11 protein-coding genes and 1 pseudogene are annotated in these 16,284 nt (G+C 64.1%); 6 read left to right on the forward strand and 6 right to left on the reverse strand.

Going from position 1 to position 16,284, the window contains the following annotated elements:
• Positions 1-108 precede the first annotated feature (108 nt).
• From NH195_RS16325 to NH195_RS16335, 3 genes are read left to right on the forward strand one after another with little or no spacing between them, the layout of a single operon-like run.
• The gene (locus NH195_RS16325; RefSeq protein ID WP_066709321.1) at positions 109-1,602 is read left to right on the forward strand and encodes an efflux RND transporter periplasmic adaptor subunit; all 1,494 of its coding nucleotides are present in this window, start codon (positions 109-111) and stop codon (positions 1,600-1,602) included.
• Positions 1,602-4,979 carry an efflux RND transporter permease subunit gene (locus NH195_RS16330; protein WP_066709325.1) on the forward strand — a complete coding sequence of 1,126 codons (3,378 nt, stop codon included), beginning with the start codon at positions 1,602-1,604 and terminating at the stop codon, positions 4,977-4,979. Before NH195_RS16325 ends, NH195_RS16330 begins: the two co-directional genes overlap by 1 nt.
• A gap of 30 nt (positions 4,980-5,009) precedes the next feature.
• Positions 5,010-5,954 carry an NAD(P)-dependent oxidoreductase gene (locus tag NH195_RS16335; RefSeq protein WP_066709328.1) on the forward strand — a complete coding sequence of 315 codons (945 nt, stop codon included), beginning with the start codon at positions 5,010-5,012 and terminating at the stop codon, positions 5,952-5,954.
• A 2-nt stretch (positions 5,955-5,956) separates the two neighbouring features.
• Here NH195_RS16335 and NH195_RS16340 read toward each other — a convergent pair whose 3' ends face one another.
• Positions 5,957-6,145 carry a hypothetical protein gene (locus NH195_RS16340; protein ID WP_066709330.1) on the reverse strand — a complete coding sequence of 63 codons (189 nt, stop codon included), beginning with the start codon at positions 6,143-6,145 and terminating at the stop codon, positions 5,957-5,959.
• A 169-nt stretch (positions 6,146-6,314) separates the two neighbouring features.
• Here NH195_RS16340 and NH195_RS16345 point away from each other — a divergent pair, with 169 nt between their 5' ends.
• A complete protein-coding gene (locus NH195_RS16345; protein ID WP_066709332.1) occupies positions 6,315-6,653 on the forward strand; it encodes a hypothetical protein in 339 nt (112 codons plus the stop codon).
• A gap of 2 nt (positions 6,654-6,655) precedes the next feature.
• Here NH195_RS16345 and ade read toward each other — a convergent pair whose 3' ends face one another.
• A complete protein-coding gene (gene ade / locus NH195_RS16350; protein WP_066709335.1) occupies positions 6,656-8,350 on the reverse strand; it encodes an adenine deaminase in 1,695 nt (564 codons plus the stop codon).
• Between the two features lie 10 nt (positions 8,351-8,360).
• Entirely contained in the window at positions 8,361-9,353 is a 993-nt protein-coding gene (locus tag NH195_RS16355; protein WP_066709338.1) for an NAD(P)-dependent oxidoreductase, read from the reverse strand.
• Positions 9,354-9,574: 221 nt separating this feature from the next.
• Between NH195_RS16355 and glpD the strand changes: the two genes are divergently transcribed.
• Both glpD and glpK read left to right on the forward strand, forming a co-directional pair.
• On the forward strand, positions 9,575-11,170 hold the full coding sequence (gene glpD / locus NH195_RS16360; RefSeq protein ID WP_066709481.1) for a glycerol-3-phosphate dehydrogenase: 1,596 nt from the start codon (positions 9,575-9,577) through the stop codon (positions 11,168-11,170).
• Between the two features lie 31 nt (positions 11,171-11,201).
• A pseudogene (gene glpK / locus NH195_RS16365) lies at positions 11,202-12,663 on the forward strand (glycerol kinase GlpK).
• A 55-nt stretch (positions 12,664-12,718) separates the two neighbouring features.
• Here glpK and xylA read toward each other — a convergent pair.
• The 3 genes from xylA to NH195_RS16380 are packed head-to-tail and all read right to left on the reverse strand — an operon-like array spanning position 12,719 to position 16,283.
• Positions 12,719-14,023, reverse strand: a complete 1,305-nt coding sequence (xylA, locus tag NH195_RS16370; RefSeq protein WP_066709340.1) for a xylose isomerase — start codon at positions 14,021-14,023, stop codon at positions 12,719-12,721.
• The gene (gene xylB, locus NH195_RS16375; RefSeq protein WP_066709343.1) at positions 14,020-15,459 is read right to left on the reverse strand and encodes a xylulokinase; all 1,440 of its coding nucleotides are present in this window, start codon (positions 15,457-15,459) and stop codon (positions 14,020-14,022) included. Before xylB ends, xylA begins: the two co-directional genes overlap by 4 nt.
• Positions 15,460-15,515: 56 nt before the next feature.
• Complete coding sequence (locus tag NH195_RS16380; RefSeq protein ID WP_066709345.1) at positions 15,516-16,283, reverse strand: ATP-binding cassette domain-containing protein; 768 nt, start codon at positions 16,281-16,283, stop codon at positions 15,516-15,518.
• Position 16,284 lies beyond the last annotated feature (1 nt).

Consider the following 16,284-nt stretch of genomic DNA (forward strand, 5'->3'; position numbering starts at 1 on the left):
TGGGGCAGATCGCAGCACGGGGAAGATCGCCCTTGACCCGAGAGACGCGCACATGGTCTCTCGACCTCGACACATTCAAAAACGCACATCCATTTCGGAGACCCAGCCATGGCCACACGCACCCGTTCGGCGGCAGGCCTCGCCATTCTCGGAGCCACCCTCGCCCTCACCCTGACCGCAGGCGGTCTCGTCTATCAGGCCGCCACCGGCCCGAAAACCAATGCCGCCACGCGCAGCCCGAAAGCGCGGGCCTATACGGTCGACGTGGCCACCCTGACCCCCGAAACCCTCACCCCGGTGATCTCCGCCTATGGTCGCCTCGAGGCCGCGCACCGGCTCGAATTGCGCAGCGCGGTGGCGGGCACGCTCATCGAACTGGCGGAGAGCTTCCGCAACGGCGGGCGGGTTGCGGCGGGCGATCTGTTGTACCGCATCGACCCGGCCAGACTGCAAAGCGCTTATGAGCTCGCGCAGACCGATGTCGCCGAGGCGGAGGCCAATCTCAACGAGATCCGCGCGACGCTCGAACTGTCGCGGCTTGAGGCACAGGCCGCCGAAGACCAGCGCGATCTGCGCATCCAGGCCTACACCCGCCAGCTCGACCTGCGCGACCGCGGCGTGGCGACGGCGGAGGCGCTTGAAACCGCGTCTCTGGCCCGCGCTGCCGCCGAACAGACCCTGATCAACCGGCAACAGGCGGTCGCAGGCAACGAAGCGCAGCTCGCACAGGCGCAGATCCTGCTGGAGCGCCGCCAGATCGCCCTCAGGGAGGCCGCCCGTGCCCTGTCGGACACCGAAATGCGCGCGCCTTTCGACGGCGTGCTCTCCGAAGTCACCGCCCTGCCCGGCGGGCTGGTGTCGGTCAACGAACAATTGGGGATGCTGGTCGATCCCGGGCAGATCGAGGTCGCTTTTCGCCTCACCGGCAATCAATACGGTCGCCTCCTCAATGACGCGGGCGCGCTGCGCAAGGCGGAAATCACGGTGCTGATCCAGCGCGGGCGGCAGGAAACCGAAGTCCCCGCCCGGCTCGACCGCACCGCCGTCGCGCTCGAGGACGGTCAGGTCGGGCGGCTGGTCTACGCCCGCCTCACCGATCCCGACCCGAGCCTTGTGCAACCCGGCGATTTCGTGGCGCTGCGCATCCCCGAAAAGCCGCTGTCGAATGTGGCCCGCATTCCGGCCAGCGCCGTCACCACCGACGGGCGCATGTTGCTGATCGGCGCGGCCAACCGGCTCGAAGAGATCCCCGTGACTCTGCTGCGCCATCAGGGCGACGACCTGATCGTCGCGGATGTGCCCTTCGGTCGGCAATATGTCACCGCCCGGGCGCTTCAGCTTGGACCGGGGATCGTTGTGACACCGGTGGTGCCGGCCCCGGCGGACACAAGCGCAAGCGCCGCGCCTGCCGTCCTCCCCGCCCCTGCGGCTGACACCATTGCCCTCGATCACACCCGCCGCGCCGCAATCATCGCTTTCATCGAAGCCAGCGACAAGATGAAGCCCGAGAAGAAAGCGCAATTCCTCGAAGAGCTGAGCCGGCCGGAAGTGCCGCGCGCCACCGTCGAGAAATTCGAAGCCATGATCGCGGAGGCGCAGTGATGGCCGCCTCCGGTACGCCCTCCGGCCTTCTGGCCTATTTCACCCGCCACCGCACCGCGGCGGCCTTTGTCATGGTTCTGATGCTGGCCTTTGGCCTCGTCTCCTCAACGAAAATCCGCTCGCAATTCTTCCCCGACGTGGTGGTCGACACGGTCACCGTCACGGTCGACTGGGACGGCGCAGGGCCCGAGGAGATCGACCGCGCCGTCGTCGCCCTTCTGGAGCCCGCACTGCAAGGCGTCGAAGGGGTCGCAAGCTCCACCGCCGTATCGAAAGAAGGCTCGACCACGCTGACCCTCACCCTCGATCCCGGCTGGGACATGGCGCGGGCGACCGAGGATGTGAAAGCGGCGGTCGAGACGGTCAAGAGCCTGCCGGAGAATACCGAAGAGCCGGTCGTGCGGCGCGGTGTCTGGCGCGACAAGGTGACCGAGGTGATGATCTGGGGCGACATCGGCCCGGAGCAATTAGGCCAGATCGGTGACGATTTCGTCGCCCGGCTCTACCGCGCCGGTCTGACCCGCAGCTCGATCACCGGGGTCGCCGCCCCGCAGATCGACGTCAGCGTGTCCGAGGCCGCCCGCGTGCGCCATGACATCGGGCTGAGCGACATCTCGGCGGCCATCGCGCGCCAGGTCGACACCCGGCCTGCGGGCGACGTCGGCGACAACGGCGCGCGGCTCTCGGCCGGGCGTGACACCCGCGAGGCGGATGCGCTGCGCGATCTGGTGATCCGGATCAATGACGACGGCTCGAAACTTTACCTTCGCAACCTTGCCACCATAGAGACCACCCGCTCCGACGCCGGTCAGGCCTATGCCGTCAACGGCCTCCCCGCCGTCTTGATCCGCGTCGACCGGACGGCGCAAGGCGATGCCATCGGCATGGAAGCCACCGTGCGCCGGATTGCCGACGAGATGGGGCCGGAGCTGCCCGAAGGCGTCTCCGTCCAACTGATCAACGCCCGCGCCCAGGACATCACCGACCGGCTCGACATCCTGATGAAAAACGGCATCTCCGGTCTGGCGCTGGTGCTTGTGGTGCTGTTTCTCTTCCTCTCGGCGCGCACGGCGCTTTGGGTCGCGATGGGCATTCCGGTCTCCATGCTCGCCGCCATCGGCGTCATGTATGTTGGCGGGCTGACCCTCAACATGATGTCACTTTTCGGCCTGATTATCACTCTGGGCATCGTGGTCGATGACGCCATCGTCGTGGCCGAACATGCCGACCACCGGGCGCGGCGGCTGGGTGAAAGCCCCGACCTCGCGCCGGTCAACGCCGTGCGGCGGATGCTCGGTCCGGTGTTCAGTTCGACGACCACCACGATCCTCGCCTTTGTCGGCCTTCTGTTCATCGGCGGCGAATTCGGCAGCCTGATCGCCGACATTCCCTATGTGGTCGCCGCCGTTCTCGCCGCTTCCCTCGTCGAGAGTTTCCTGATCCTGCCGCATCACATGCGCCACGCCCTGATGCATGGCGCGAAAGAACGGTGGTACGACTGGCCCTCGCGCCAGTTCAATCGCGGCTTTACCTGGATCTCGGAGCGCGGCTTCGCCCCCTTCATGACCCTCGTCCTGCGCCTGCGCTATCCGGTGGTTGCCGCGATGCTGCTGCTCCTGTCGCTTTCGGTCGCACAGGTGCTTCGCGGCTCGGTGCCATGGGCGTTTTTCACCGCCCCCGAGCGCAGTTCGGTGACCGGCAATTTCGCCTTCCTCCCCGGCGCCACCCGCGAGGACGCGCTAGCCTTCACCCGCGAACTCGACCGCGCAGCCAAGGCCGTCGGTGCCGCCCATGAGGCCGAAACCGGCCTCGATCCGCTGGTGCATATCCTCACACAGGTCGGCGGCACGGCGGCCAAGGGCATTCCCGGCGAGGACACCATGGACCCCGACACGCTGGGCTCGATCGACATCGGCCTCGTCGGCGCGGATCAACGCGACTTCTCCGGTCAGGACCTCGTACGCGAGCTGATGGCGGAGATCAAACGCCCGGCGGGGATCGCGGTTCTGAATTTCCGTTCGCAGGGCGTCGGCCCCGGCGGGGATTCGCTTTCGGTCAATTTCTACGGCACCGACAGCGACCGCCTGAAAGCCGCCGCCACCGATCTCATCGCCGCCCTCGGCCAGTTCCCCGAAATCACCGGGCTGCAAGACAGCCTGCCCTATGGCCGCGAGGACATCCGGCTCGACCTGACCCCCACCGGCGAGGCGCTTGGCTTTACCACCGCAGCGATCGGCGCGGAGCTGTTCGGGCGTTTGAACGGTCTGACGGCGGCGGAATTCCCGGCGGGCACGCGCACCACCGAAGTGACCGTCAAAGTGCCCGAAGCGGAACGCACCGCCGATTATCTCGACAGCACGCTGATGCAGAGCCCGGAAGGGCAATGGCTGCCGCTGGGCGAGATCGTGACGGCGGAGAGCAGCCTCGCCTTCTCCACCATCTCGCGCGAGAACGGGCGGCAGTTGGTGAGCATCACCGGCGCGCTCTCCGAGGACAATCCGGTCCGCGCAGGCGAGATCGGTCGCGCGCTCAACGACGAGATCCTGCCGCAGATCGCCGCGCGCTACGATCTCGACTGGGATCTGGGCGGGCTGGTGTCGCAACAGAACGCCTTCCTCGACGAGGCGATGGTCGGGTTCATGCTTTGCATCCTCGGCATTTATCTCGTCCTGGGCTGGGTCTTCGGGAGCTGGACCCGCCCGTTGATCGTCATGGCCGTCATCCCCTTCGGCCTCATTGGCGCGGTCTGGGGCCATGCGCAGTTCGGCCTCGCCATGTCGCTCTTTACCATCATCGGCCTCATCGGCATGTCCGGGATCATCATCAATGACGCCATCGTTCTGGTCACCACGATTCAGGACAACGCCCGCACCATGCCGATCCTGCGTGCCGCCGTCTCAGGCGCGACCGAGCGATTGCGCCCGATCCTTCTGACCACGCTCACCACCGTTCTGGGCCTTGCGCCGCTGATGTATGAGCAGAGCCGTCAGTCGCTGTTTCTCAAACCCACGGTGGTGACGCTGGTCTATGGCCTCACCGTCGGCTTTTTCATCGTGCTCCTCCTGGTGCCCGCGCTTTTGCTGGTCCAGAACGATCTGTCGCAACGGCTCACCAGCCTGCGCCATCTGATCCGGGGCCACCGGATGCCCGAGCGCCTGCGCCGGGCGGCGGGGGGCACGGCTTTGGCGGTCATCGCGGTGACTCTGGTGCTGATGCTGCCTTGGGCGCTGACCGGCACGGCGCTGATCCCCCTACCGGGCCTGCCGCCGCTCCTGTCAAGCCTGATCGTGACGCTTCTGGCCGATCTGGTGCTCGCTTGGGGCTTTCTCCGGCTGAGCCGGAAAATGGGGGATGACCGCCCTGCGCCTTCCCGGTAAGCTCGCCGAAAATCCTTTCGAAAGAAGCGCATGACCCAGCCCGTCATCGTCAACCAGATCGACCCGGAGTTCGGCCAGACGCTCCGCGCGCACCCCTCCCTGCCGCGGGTGATCGACCATTTCGACCGCGAGCAGCCATGGGACCTGCCCGAAGACGCGCAGGCGCTCGTGACCCGCGCTTTCCGGTCCTGGCTCAAGGCCCCGGAGGTGGTCAATCTTCCGGCGCTGAAATGGGTTCAGACCTTTTCCGCCGGGATCGAGATTTACCCCGACTGGCTGATGCAGGGCCGCGTGATCACCAACGGTCGCGGCCTGACCGCGCCGCAGATCGCGGAATATGTCATGGCTGCGATGCTCTTGGTAGAGAAGGATATTTACGGCGCGCGCACGACATCCTTAGATGATTGGGGCACGCGGGTATTCGGCACGCTGGAGGGCAAGACGCTTGGCCTGATCGGCTATGGCGCGATTGGCGAAGCGGTGGCGAAACGCGCGCGGCCCTTTGACATGGAGGTGCTGGCCTGTCGGCGCGGGCCGTGGCGCGAGGTTCCGGAGGGGATCACACCCTGCGCCACGCCCGAAGCGGTCATGGCCACCTCCGATCATGTGGTGATCGCCATGCCTCTGACGCCCGAGACGGAGGGCCTGGTGAATGCCGCCCTGCTCGCGCAGGCCAAGCCCGGGCTGCATCTGATCAACGTCGCGCGCGGGGCGCTGGTGGATCAGGGCGCGCTCTTGCAGGCACTCGATGACGGGCGCCTGAGCAAAGCGACGCTCGACGTCACCCATCCCGAACCGCCTTCGGAAGACGATCCGATCTGGCGCCATCCCAAGGTCCTTCTGACCCCGCATGAATCCTACAAGGGCGGCCTGTCGGAGCGCGCCCGCTTCGAACAGAAAACGCTGCGCAATCTCGACGCATGGCTTGCGGGCCGACCGATGACGGATGTCGTCGATCTGACCCGCGGATATTGAGATTACGCCCCGGTGAAATTCGGCACATCGACCGGTTCGAGATCGGCCGGGCTGACGCCCTCCTCAATCTCCTGACAGGCGACCGGGTAATGGTCGGCGGTGGTGCATTGCGACACCGGGTATTTTTCCACCTGATCGCAGGCAGCAAGGGTCAGCGTGGCCAGCGCCACAGGCAGGATCAGCTTTGTCATCTCACAGCTCCTCATGAAGTTTCGCCCTCTATGTGGGCGTTTTGACAAAACCGTCAATATGAGAAATCGCCAAAAATGAACGAAACGGTTCACTTTTTGCAACACGGAAACCCTCTTCCCCTATGACCACGATCCTTTACGGTCTTCACGACACCTCAAGGGACCCAAAATGACACGCATTGCAATGCTCTCGGCACTTCTGCTCTCGGGCTGTTACGGCTTCGTCGTCGACCATCGGAGCTATGGCACAGGGCGCGGCCCCACGGCCACCCTGTCGGTCACAGCCACTCACCGGCTCGATCATTTGAGCCTTGCACATTGTGACGACAGCGCCCCGCCGCTCGTGCTGATCGCCCGCAAACGCGACGATCCCCGCCGCGATCCGGCCTGGGAGATCACCCTCGACGCGAACACCTGCTACGAGGTCGAGGCCCGCTCGTGGCGGCTCAATTTTTACAAACGCCTCACGCTTGCGCCCGATGCCAGCGAGCGGATCGCGCTCGACTGACTTCAGGCGATGATCTCGAACTTGGTGACGTCCACCATGCCCCGGTCGGTGATCTTGAGCGCCGGAATGACCGGCAGCGCCAGAAACGCCAGTTGCAGGAACGGCTCTTCCAGCGTCACCCCAAGCGACGCCGCCGCCGCCCGCAGATCGACAAGGTGATCGCGCACCACCTCGAAGGGCTCCAAACTCATCAGCCCCGCCACCGGCAGCGCCAGTTCGGCCAAAACCTTGCCGTCCCGTACCACGACAAACCCGCCCTCGATCTCCGACAACCGGTTCGCCGCCAGCGCCATATCGGCGTAATCGACGCCAACGCAGGCGATGTTGTGATGATCGTGACAGACGGTCGAGGCAATCGCCCCCGCCTGTAGCCCAAAGCCTTTGACAAAGCCCGAGGCGATATTGCCGTTCTTGCCGTGCCGTTCGATCACCGTGATCCGGGACAGATCGCGCGCCGGGTCCGGCGCCTTGTCGCCATCGACAATCGGCACGGTCTCGCGCAGATGCTCGGTGATGATCTTGCCCTCGATGATCCCGATCACATCCACCTCTTGGCGGTTGCCCGTGGCGCGGAACTGCTCCGGACGGACCTTCGGCGCCTTGACCGAGCCACGCCCCACAGGCGCCACATGCCCGCGTGCCGCAAAGGCCTCGTCCGTCACTTCAACCCCGCCCGCGAAAACCTTCTGAGCATTGCAGTTTTCCAGACTGTCCAGCACAACAATATCGGCCCGTTTGCCGGGCGCGATCATGCCGCGATCCTTCAACCCAAAGGCTTCGGCCGCCGACAGAGTGGCCGCGCGGTACACCGCCAGAGCGGGACTTCCGAGCGAAATCAATGTGCGGATGACGTAATCCAGATGCCCGTATTCGCCGATGTCCAGCGGGTTCCGGTCATCGGTACAAAGACACATATAGGGCGCGGTCAGATGGGTCAAAAGCGGTTGCAGCGCGTGCATATCTTTCGACACCGAGCCTTCGCGGATCAAAACCCGCATCCCCTTGCGCAGCTTCTCGCGCGCCTCTTCGGCGGTCGTGGCCTCATGTTCGGTGCGGATGCCCGCCGCGATATAGGCGTTGAGATCGGTACCGGAAAGCTGCGGACAATGGCCGTCGATATGCCCATCCTCAAACAGCCGGATTTTCTTCATCGCCTCGGGGTCGCGGTAGATCACGCCGGGGTAATTCATGAACTCGGCCAAACCGATGCCCGACGGATGCCCCATCACCTCGGCCAAATCCCCGGCCAAAAGCTCCGCCCCCGCCGTTTCCATATGCGTGGACGGCACGCAGGACGACAGCTGCACCCGGATCGACATCAGCGTATGTTCGGACGCCGCCTGAAAATAGCGGATGCCCGGCAGGCCAATGACATTGGCGATCTCATGCGGATCGCAAATCGCCGTCGTCACACCGCGCGGCAGGACGCAGCGGTCAAACTCGAACGGCGTCACCAGCGAGCTTTCGATATGCAAATGCGTGTCGATGAACCCCGGCACGATCACCTGCCCTGTGACGTCGATCTCGCGCTTGCCCTCGTAGCGCTCAAAAACGCCCACGATCCGGTCGCCGACGATGGCCACATCGCCGACGATCAGCTCGCCGGTCATCAGATCGAAGATCGAGCCATTCTTGAGCACAATGTCGGCGGGTTCCTCGCCCCGCGCCACCGCAATCCGATGTTCCAGATCCGCCATTTCCGCCTCCTTAAACCCGCACCGCCGGCACGCGCTCGACATCCTCGGGCAGACCCAAAGCCGCCCGTTCCGCATCGCGCCGCGGCACCAGCCAGACGACCCGCGCGCCTTTTTCATAATCTTGCAGAACAACATGACGCTGGTCCGACAAAAGCCAGCCCTCCGTGCCATGGCTCTGCCCCACGATCACCCGTTCCGCATCGCGACGCGCCAGTTCCAGCATCGGGGCAAATTCCGCCTCGGCACAGACAATGAGATCGGCCTCCTGCAACCGCTGCACGGCGCGCAGCGTCAGCAGATCCGGGTCCGGGCTGCCCACCGGCAAAAGCGCCACGGCGCCACGCCCCGCATCGCCGGGCGCCCCGCCCGCCGCAATCGCCGCCTTGATCCGCTCCGCTGCCTCGCGTTCCGCCCCTCGGGCAAACAGATTGCGTGGCGCATCATGATAGACCCAACGCCAGAACGCCCGGCGTTTCTCGCGCGGCACGTCCTTGGCCACCGCGTCGCGCAGCCGCCCGCCAAGCGCCACCAACTCGCCCAGGCGCGGCTCCAGCATCTCCTCCAGCCGGGTCTTGATCTGGCGCGCCAAAACCGGGGCCGCGCCTTCTGTGCCGATCGCCACCACCAAAGGATCGCGATCCACCAGCGACGGCGTGTTCGCTTCGCAAAGATCGGGCCGATCCACGACGTTCACCAGTGCGCCCGCATCGCGAACAATCTGCGCCATGCGCACATCGCAATCCTCATCCTCGGTACAGACAAAGACCAAGGCCGCATTGGCGAAAACATCCGCAGCCGTTTCTGCGGTGATCTCCTCCGCAAGCTGAACCGCCCGCCCCTCGGCCACCAAAGCCGCCAGTTCCGGCTCCAGCTCAGGGGCCGCCAGCACGATCCGCGCTTCGGTCTTGAGCATCAGCCGCGCCTTTTGCGCCGCCGTCTCACCGCCGCCGATGATCACGACATCGCGCCCGGTCATGCGCAGGAACATGGGAAAGAATTTCATAGGGCGCGGCCTCTTGATGGACTTTCACCCAAGGTCTCCCATTGGCCCGGAAATGACAAGCCTGTCTCTTTTGCGCACCGGTCTTAACCTGTTTTTTACCCGTGCGCGCCCAAGACCCCTGCGATCGAGGACCTAAAGCTCTGGTCAAAAAACCTTTTCTTGACAATTTCGAGCCTAGGGTCACCGTGAACCCCGACAAGTTTCATTTTGCAAAGCGTGACATGACCTCCCCCAACCCGGCCTCCCCCGCCTCTGACACTCAAAACGACGATCTTCTCGATCTCTTCATCATCGGCGGCGGCGTCAATGGTTGTGGCATCGCCCGCGATGCGGCGGGCCGGGGCCTCAAGGTGGCTCTGGCCGAAATGGGCGATCTGGCGCAGGCGACCTCCTCGGCCTCGTCCAAACTCTTTCATGGCGGTCTGCGCTATCTCGAATATGGCGAGGTCCGGCTGGTGCGCGAGGCTTTGGAGGAACGCGAAGTGTTGCTCAACGCCATGCCGCATATCGCCTTCCCGATGCGCTTTGTCCTGCCGATCTCGAAAGAAATGCGGTTCGACGCCGACACGCCGATCTCGAAGCTGTTGAAATACACCATGCCCTGGCTCAAAGGCCAGCGCCCCGGCTGGATCATCCGCGTCGGGCTTTGGATGTATGACCACCTCGGCAAGCGCAAAATTCTACCCGGAACCACCGGCTATGATCTCACGGGTCGCCCCGAGGGCGCGCCTTTGAAAGACATGTTCAAACACGCGTTCGAATATTCCGACGTTTGGGTCAATGACGCGCGTCTCGTCGTGCTCAATGCCATGGACGCCCGCGCTCTCGGCGCGAAAATCATGACCCGCGCCAAAGTAACCTCGGCGCGGCGTGAGGCGGATCACTGGGAAATCGACGTCGAGGGCCAAGGCACCTTCCGCGCAAAGGCACTGGTCAATGCGGGCGGGCCTTGGGTCGCCGACATCCTCACCGGCGTCATCGGCGTCAATTCGACCGAACGCGTGCGCCTCGTGCGCGGCTCGCATATCGTCGTCAATCGGCTCTACGAACACGACAAGGCCTATTTCCTTCAGGGCTCCGATGGCCGCATCATCTTTTTCCTGCCCTATCAGCGCGATTTCACCATGATCGGCACCACGGAAGCGCCCCATGAGGCCGACCCTCTGGTGGCCGAGGCGACTTTTGAGGAAAAGCGCTACCTGCTTGATTTCGCAAACCAATATCTCAAAACACCACTGACGCAGGCCGATGTGGTCCATAGCTTCGCTGGCGTCCGCCCGCTCTATGAAGACGGCGCCTCGACGGCCACGGCAGCGACCCGCGAATATGTCCTGTCGCTCGATGAAAACGGCCCGCCCTTGCTCAATGTCTTCGGCGGCAAGATCACCACCTACCGCAAACTCGCCGAGGCGGCGCTTGCCAAGCTCACGCCGTTTTTCGTCATGAAAAATCCGTGGACCAAAGGCGCGCCGCTCCCCGGCGGTTTCACCTATGGCCACGATCTCGAACAGGTGACCTCGCTCACCCTGCAATTTCCCTTCCTGTCGCCCGAGGCCGCCGACCGGCTCGTGCATCTCTATGGCCGCAACGCCGCCGCGATCTTCGAGGATGTGGTTGGCCCCTCCGACATGGGCCGCGATTTCGGCCATGGTCTGACGGAGGCCGAGCTGCGCTATCTCATCCGCGAGGAATTCGCCCGCGACGTGGCCGATGTGATCTGGCGGCGCACCAAGCTGGGCCTGCGCCTGACGGCGGCCGAGATCGCCGCCATCGACGACTGGATGCGCCAGAACGTCCCTCTGCTTGCCGATCTCTAAACCTCAGCCTATCGTGAGCGCGGGAGGCACCATGACTGACACACTCGTCGCCCTCGATCAGGGCACCACATCCACGCGCGCCATCCTCTACGACGCCAATCTGACCCCGATGGCCAGCGCGCAGGAGGAATTCGCCCAGCATTACCCGCATTCCGGCTGGGTCGAACACGATGCGATGGACCTCTGGAAGACGTCGCGCCGCTGTCTCGCAGAAGTGCTGAAAGACGCCCGCCCCGCCGCCCTGGGCCTCACCAACCAACGCGAAACCACCGTGGTCTGGGACGCCGAGACCGGCAAGCCTCTGGCCCCCGCCATCGTCTGGCAGGACCGCCGCACCTCTGAAGTCTGCGCCAAACTGCGGGCGGAGGGCTTCGAGGACGAGATCACATCGCGCACCGGCCTCCTGCTCGACCCCTATTTCTCCGCCACCAAACTCGCGTGGATTCTCGACCAGACCGAAGGCGCGCGTGCGGCTGCCAAATCGGGCCGGGTGAAATTTGGCACGGTCGACACATGGCTGATCTGGAACCTCACCGAAGGCCGGGTGCATGCCACCGATGCCACCAACGCCTGCCGCACCATGCTCTACAATATCCACGAGGGGCGCTGGGACCGGACCATTTGCGACCGCCTCGACATTCCGATGGAAATGCTCCCCGAAGTGCGCGACAGCTCCGGCGATTTCGGTGAGACCACGCTCTTCGGCGCGCCCCTCCCGATCCGCGGCGTCGCGGGCGATCAGCAGGCGGCGACCGTCGGTCAGGCCTGCTTTACCCCCGGCATGATGAAATCCACCTATGGCACCGGCTGTTTCGCGCTGCTGAACACCGGCACCGAGCCGATCGCCTCGCAACACCGCTTGCTCACCACCGTGGCCTACCAGTTGAACGGCACGCCGACCTACGCGCTCGAAGGGTCGATCTTTGTCGCCGGTGCCGTGGTGCAATGGCTGCGCGACGGGCTGGGCGTGATCGAAAACGCCGCCGACACGCTCGCCATGGCGCAACAGGCCGATCCCGAGCAACAGCTCTACCTCGTCCCCGCCTTCACGGGCCTCGGCGCACCGTGGTGGGACGCGGACGCGCGCGGCGCGATCTATGACCCGCAACACCGGCCCCAATGAGTTCGCCCGCGCCGCGCTCGAAAGCGTCGGCTACCAGACACGGGACCTCATAGAGGCCATGCACGCCGATTGGACCGCGCCGCAGGACACGACGCTGCGCGTCGATGGCGGGCTTTCGGCCAACCCTTTCGCGATGCAATTCCTCGCCGACATCCTCGGCGCGCCCGTCGACCGCCCCGCCAATCTGGAAACCACAGCCCTGGGCGCCGCCTATCTCGCGGGGCTCGCGACCGGTCTCTGCCCGGAGCCCGAGGCCTTCACCGCAAACTGGCGCGCGGAGGCCACCTTCAGCCCCGAAATGGACGCCGCCACCCGTGATGCGAAATACAGTGGCTGGACCGACGCCATCCGCCGCACGCTGACGCGCTAAGGGTTTTCTGATGGCCTAAATACTCAAAAAGTCGGGGTTTTCCCCGCCTTTCCCATCAGATGAACCCGCTCACAAGGTTCTCCAACCGCTCCTGCCGCCCCGAGCGCGGCTCCGGGTTGATCGCGTCGGCCAGCACCCGCGCCTCGATCCCTTCGAGATCGCCGTGATCCAACATATCCGCATTCTCCGGCCGCCCCCAATCGGCATAGCGCGCCGCCCGGTTGGCCTCCAGCCGCCCGTCCTCCAACAGCGCCGCCGCCGCTTTCAGCCCCCGCGCGCACATATCCATGCCGCCGACATGGGCCAAAATCAAATCCTCAGGGTCCAGCGATTGCCGCCGAATGCGCGCATCGAAATTGGTGCCGCCGGTGGTGAAGCCCCCCGCTTTCAACACCTCGTAATAGGCCAGCGCCACCTCATGCGGCGCGTTCGGGAACTGGTCCGTGTCCCAGCCGGACTGGTAATCGTTGCGGTTCATGTCGATCGAGCCGAAAATCCCCAGAGAGGCCGCCAGCGCCAGCTCATGCTCAAAGGAATGCCCCGCGAGGATGGCATGCCCCTGCTCGATGTTCATCTTGACCTCGCCCTCAAGGCCATAGCGTTTCAGAAAGCCATAAACCGTTGCCACGTCGAAATCGTACTGGTGTTTCGACGGCTCCTGCGGCTTCGGCTCCACCAGAATGGCGCCTTTCCAACCCCGCTTGTGTTTGTATTCCACCACCATTTCCAGCATCCGCGCAGCCTGATCCGCCTCGCGCGTCAGATCGGTATTGAGCAGCGTCTCATAGCCCTCGCGTCCGCCCCAAAGCACGTAATTCTCGCCGCCCAGCTTGATCGTCGCATCCATGCAGCTCTTGATCGTCGCCGCAGAGTAGGCAAACACCTCCGGGTCCGGGTTGGTCGCCGATCCGGCCATGAACCGGCGATGGGTAAAGAGGTTCGCGGTGCCCCAAAGCAGTTTCGTTTTCGAGCTTTCCATCTTCTCGGTGAAATAATCGACGATCTCTTCGAGGTTGCGTTTGCTCTCGGCAAAACTCGCGCCTTCGGGCCGCACATCGAGGTCGTGGAAACAGAAGAACGGCGCTTGCAGGATGTCGAACATCTCGAAGGCCACATCGGCCTTCATTTTGGCCTTCTCCATGCCCTCGCCGAACCACGGACGATCAAAGGTCCGCCCGCCGAACGGGTCGCCGCCCTCATAGGCAAAGCTGTGCCAATAGGCGACGGCAAAGCGCAGATGCTCCTCCATCCGCTTGCCCATCACCACCTCGTCGGGGTTGTAATGTTTGAAAGCGAACTCGTTGTCGCTCGCCGGGCCTTCATATGTGATCTTCGGGATGTTCTGGAAAAACTCTGTCATGTCAGCCTCTTGAGTGCATGTTGTGCGGCCTTGAAGCGGGCGAACCCGTCGTCATAAGCCGCCGTCAAATCGGAAATCGGGTCAATGGTGGCCTGGATGCGCGGCGCGGTGGCGATCTCCGCACCGCCGCCGGTCGTGGCCATCATGCCCAGACGCGCGGCACCGAAGGCGCCACCAAAATCGCCAGCGACGGGCAGGTCCACCGGCACGCCCAAAGCGGTGGCAATCGCCTCCAGCCAGTAATGCGATTTCGAGCCGCCACCGACGGCCAGAAGCCGGTCGATCCTGGTCCCGGTCGCGGCCAGTGCTTCGGCGCAGTCTTTGATCGCAAAGGTGACCCCTTCGAGCACCGCGCGGGTACCCGCCGCCGTGTCGGTCGCGTGTTCGAGGCCCGTGAAAGCGCCCCGGATCGCGGCATCGTTCAATGGCGTGCGTTCGCCGCCCAAATAGGGCAGGAATTGTGTCCTGGTCGGCGCTTTGAGCGATCCCAGATTGGCCGTCAGCTCCGCCGCACCTTTGCCGACAAAGCGACCGTACCAGTTGAGCGCATCGGTCGCGGCCAGGATCACGCCCATCTGGTGCCAGGTCTCCGGCAGAGCATGGCAAAAGGTGTGAACGGCAGTTTCCGCATCCGGCTGATAGCCGTCATTGGCCGCGAACAACACGCCGGAGGTGCCGAGCGACACGAAAGCCTGTCCGGCTTTGACGACGCCCCCCCCGATGGCCGAGGCGGCATTGTCACCGCCACCGCCCGCGATCACGCATGACGGGGACAGGCCCCATTGGGCCGCCAGTTCCGGGCGCAATTGACCGGAAACTTCGGAGCCCTCGACCAGACGCGGCATGTAACTGCGATCCATGTCTGTAGCCGCCAAAAGCGCATCCGACCAATTCCGTGCGGCGGTGTCGAACCAGGCGGTGCCAGCGCTGTCGGACATCTCACCGACGAACTCTCCGGTGAGGTAGAGGCGCAGATAATCTTTCGGAAGCAAGACCTTGACGGTCGCTTTGAAAGTGTCCGGCTCATTGTGTTTTACCCACACAAGCTTGGGTGCGGTGAAGCCCGGAAAGACGATATTGCCGGTGATGGCGCGAAACTGCGGATCGGCGTCGAGCGCGGCAGCCTCGCGGTAGGACCGCGTGTCGTTCCACAGGATGCAGGGACGCAAGACCCGATCTGAGGCATCAAGCAACGTCGCGCCGTGCATCTGCCCCGACAGACCGATGCCCTTCACGCCCGACAGGTCCGCCTTGTCGCCCAAAGCCGCCATGACCGTGTCGCAGGCGGCAAGCCAACTGGCCGGGTCCTGTTCCGACCAGCCATCCTGCGGGCGCTCGTTGGTGAGCGCCGCATTCGCCTCCGCCACGACGCTCTGATCCGCGTCGATCAGAAGGGCTTTGAGACCGGAGGTCCCGAGATCAAGTCCGATATACATGTGACATCCGTTGGTTGAGAACGGGACACCTGCCCCGTTTTATCAATGCGCCGGGTTCAATACGCCTGCGGCGGCTTTTTCCCCATGATGATCATGCCGAGAATATCCTCGTCCGTGACCTCGCCCACGTTGACCGTACCGACCTTCTGACCGTTCTTCATCACCATCGCCCGGTCGCAAAGCCGCATGACGTTGTGAATGTCGTGCTCGATGAGGAAAATCCCCAGCCCCTGCGCCTTCAGTTCCTCGATCAGCTCCGCGACCATCTGGGTCTCATGCGGGCCCAGCGCGGCGGTGGGTTCATCCATGATCAGGATCTTGGCGTTGAAATAGACCGCCCGGGCGATGGCCACCGATTGCCTTTGACCGCCCGAAAGTGCGGAGACCGGCACTTTGAACTTCTGGAAGTTCGGGTTGAGCCGCCCCATGATCTTGCGGGTCTCGGCCTCCATCGCCGGCTCGTCGACAAAGCCCAGAGGCGTCACCAACTCGCGGCCCAGGAACAGGTTCGACGCCGCATCGAGATTGTCCGCCAGCGCCAGCGTCTGGTAGATCGTTTCGACATTGTAACGCCGCGCATCGCGGGTGTTGCGGATCTCGGCTTTCTCTCCATTGATAAAAATCTCGCCCGCATCCTTCTGATAGGCACCGGAGAGGCATTTGATCAGGGTCGATTTGCCCGCGCCGTTATGGCCCAGAAGGCCCACGACCTCGCCGGGATAGAGATCAATCGTGACATGATCCACCGCCTTGACGCCGCCGAAGGCGATGGAGATGTCTTTCAATTCGACAAGAGGCGTGCCGGTGTTCGGATTGCTGCTCATG

Origin of the sequence: Celeribacter ethanolicus (assembly GCF_001550095.1) — a bacterium.
GTDB lineage: Bacteria > Pseudomonadota > Alphaproteobacteria > Rhodobacterales > Rhodobacteraceae > Celeribacter > Celeribacter ethanolicus.

Bases quoted from the DNA above. Each gene is read 5' to 3' on its own strand.
- NH195_RS16325 (WP_066709321.1), top strand. From the start codon at position 109: ATGGCCACACGCACCCGTTCGGCGGCAGGCCTCGCCATTCTCGGAGCC.
- NH195_RS16330 (WP_066709325.1), top strand. From the start codon at position 1,602: ATGGCCGCCTCCGGTACGCCCTCCGGCCTTCTGGCCTATTTCACCCGC.
- NH195_RS16335 (WP_066709328.1), top strand. From the start codon at position 5,010: ATGACCCAGCCCGTCATCGTCAACCAGATCGACCCGGAGTTCGGCCAG.
- NH195_RS16340 (WP_066709330.1), bottom strand. From the start codon at position 6,145: ATGACAAAGCTGATCCTGCCTGTGGCGCTGGCCACGCTGACCCTTGCT.
- NH195_RS16345 (WP_066709332.1), top strand. From the start codon at position 6,315: ATGACACGCATTGCAATGCTCTCGGCACTTCTGCTCTCGGGCTGTTAC.
- ade (WP_066709335.1), bottom strand. From the start codon at position 8,350: ATGGCGGATCTGGAACATCGGATTGCGGTGGCGCGGGGCGAGGAACCC.
- NH195_RS16355 (WP_066709338.1), bottom strand. From the start codon at position 9,353: ATGAAATTCTTTCCCATGTTCCTGCGCATGACCGGGCGCGATGTCGTG.
- glpD (WP_066709481.1), top strand. From the start codon at position 9,575: ATGACCTCCCCCAACCCGGCCTCCCCCGCCTCTGACACTCAAAACGAC.
- xylA (WP_066709340.1), bottom strand. From the start codon at position 14,023: ATGACAGAGTTTTTCCAGAACATCCCGAAGATCACATATGAAGGCCCG.
- xylB (WP_066709343.1), bottom strand. From the start codon at position 15,459: ATGTATATCGGACTTGATCTCGGGACCTCCGGTCTCAAAGCCCTTCTG.
- NH195_RS16380 (WP_066709345.1), bottom strand. From the start codon at position 16,283: ATGAGCAGCAATCCGAACACCGGCACGCCTCTTGTCGAATTGAAAGAC.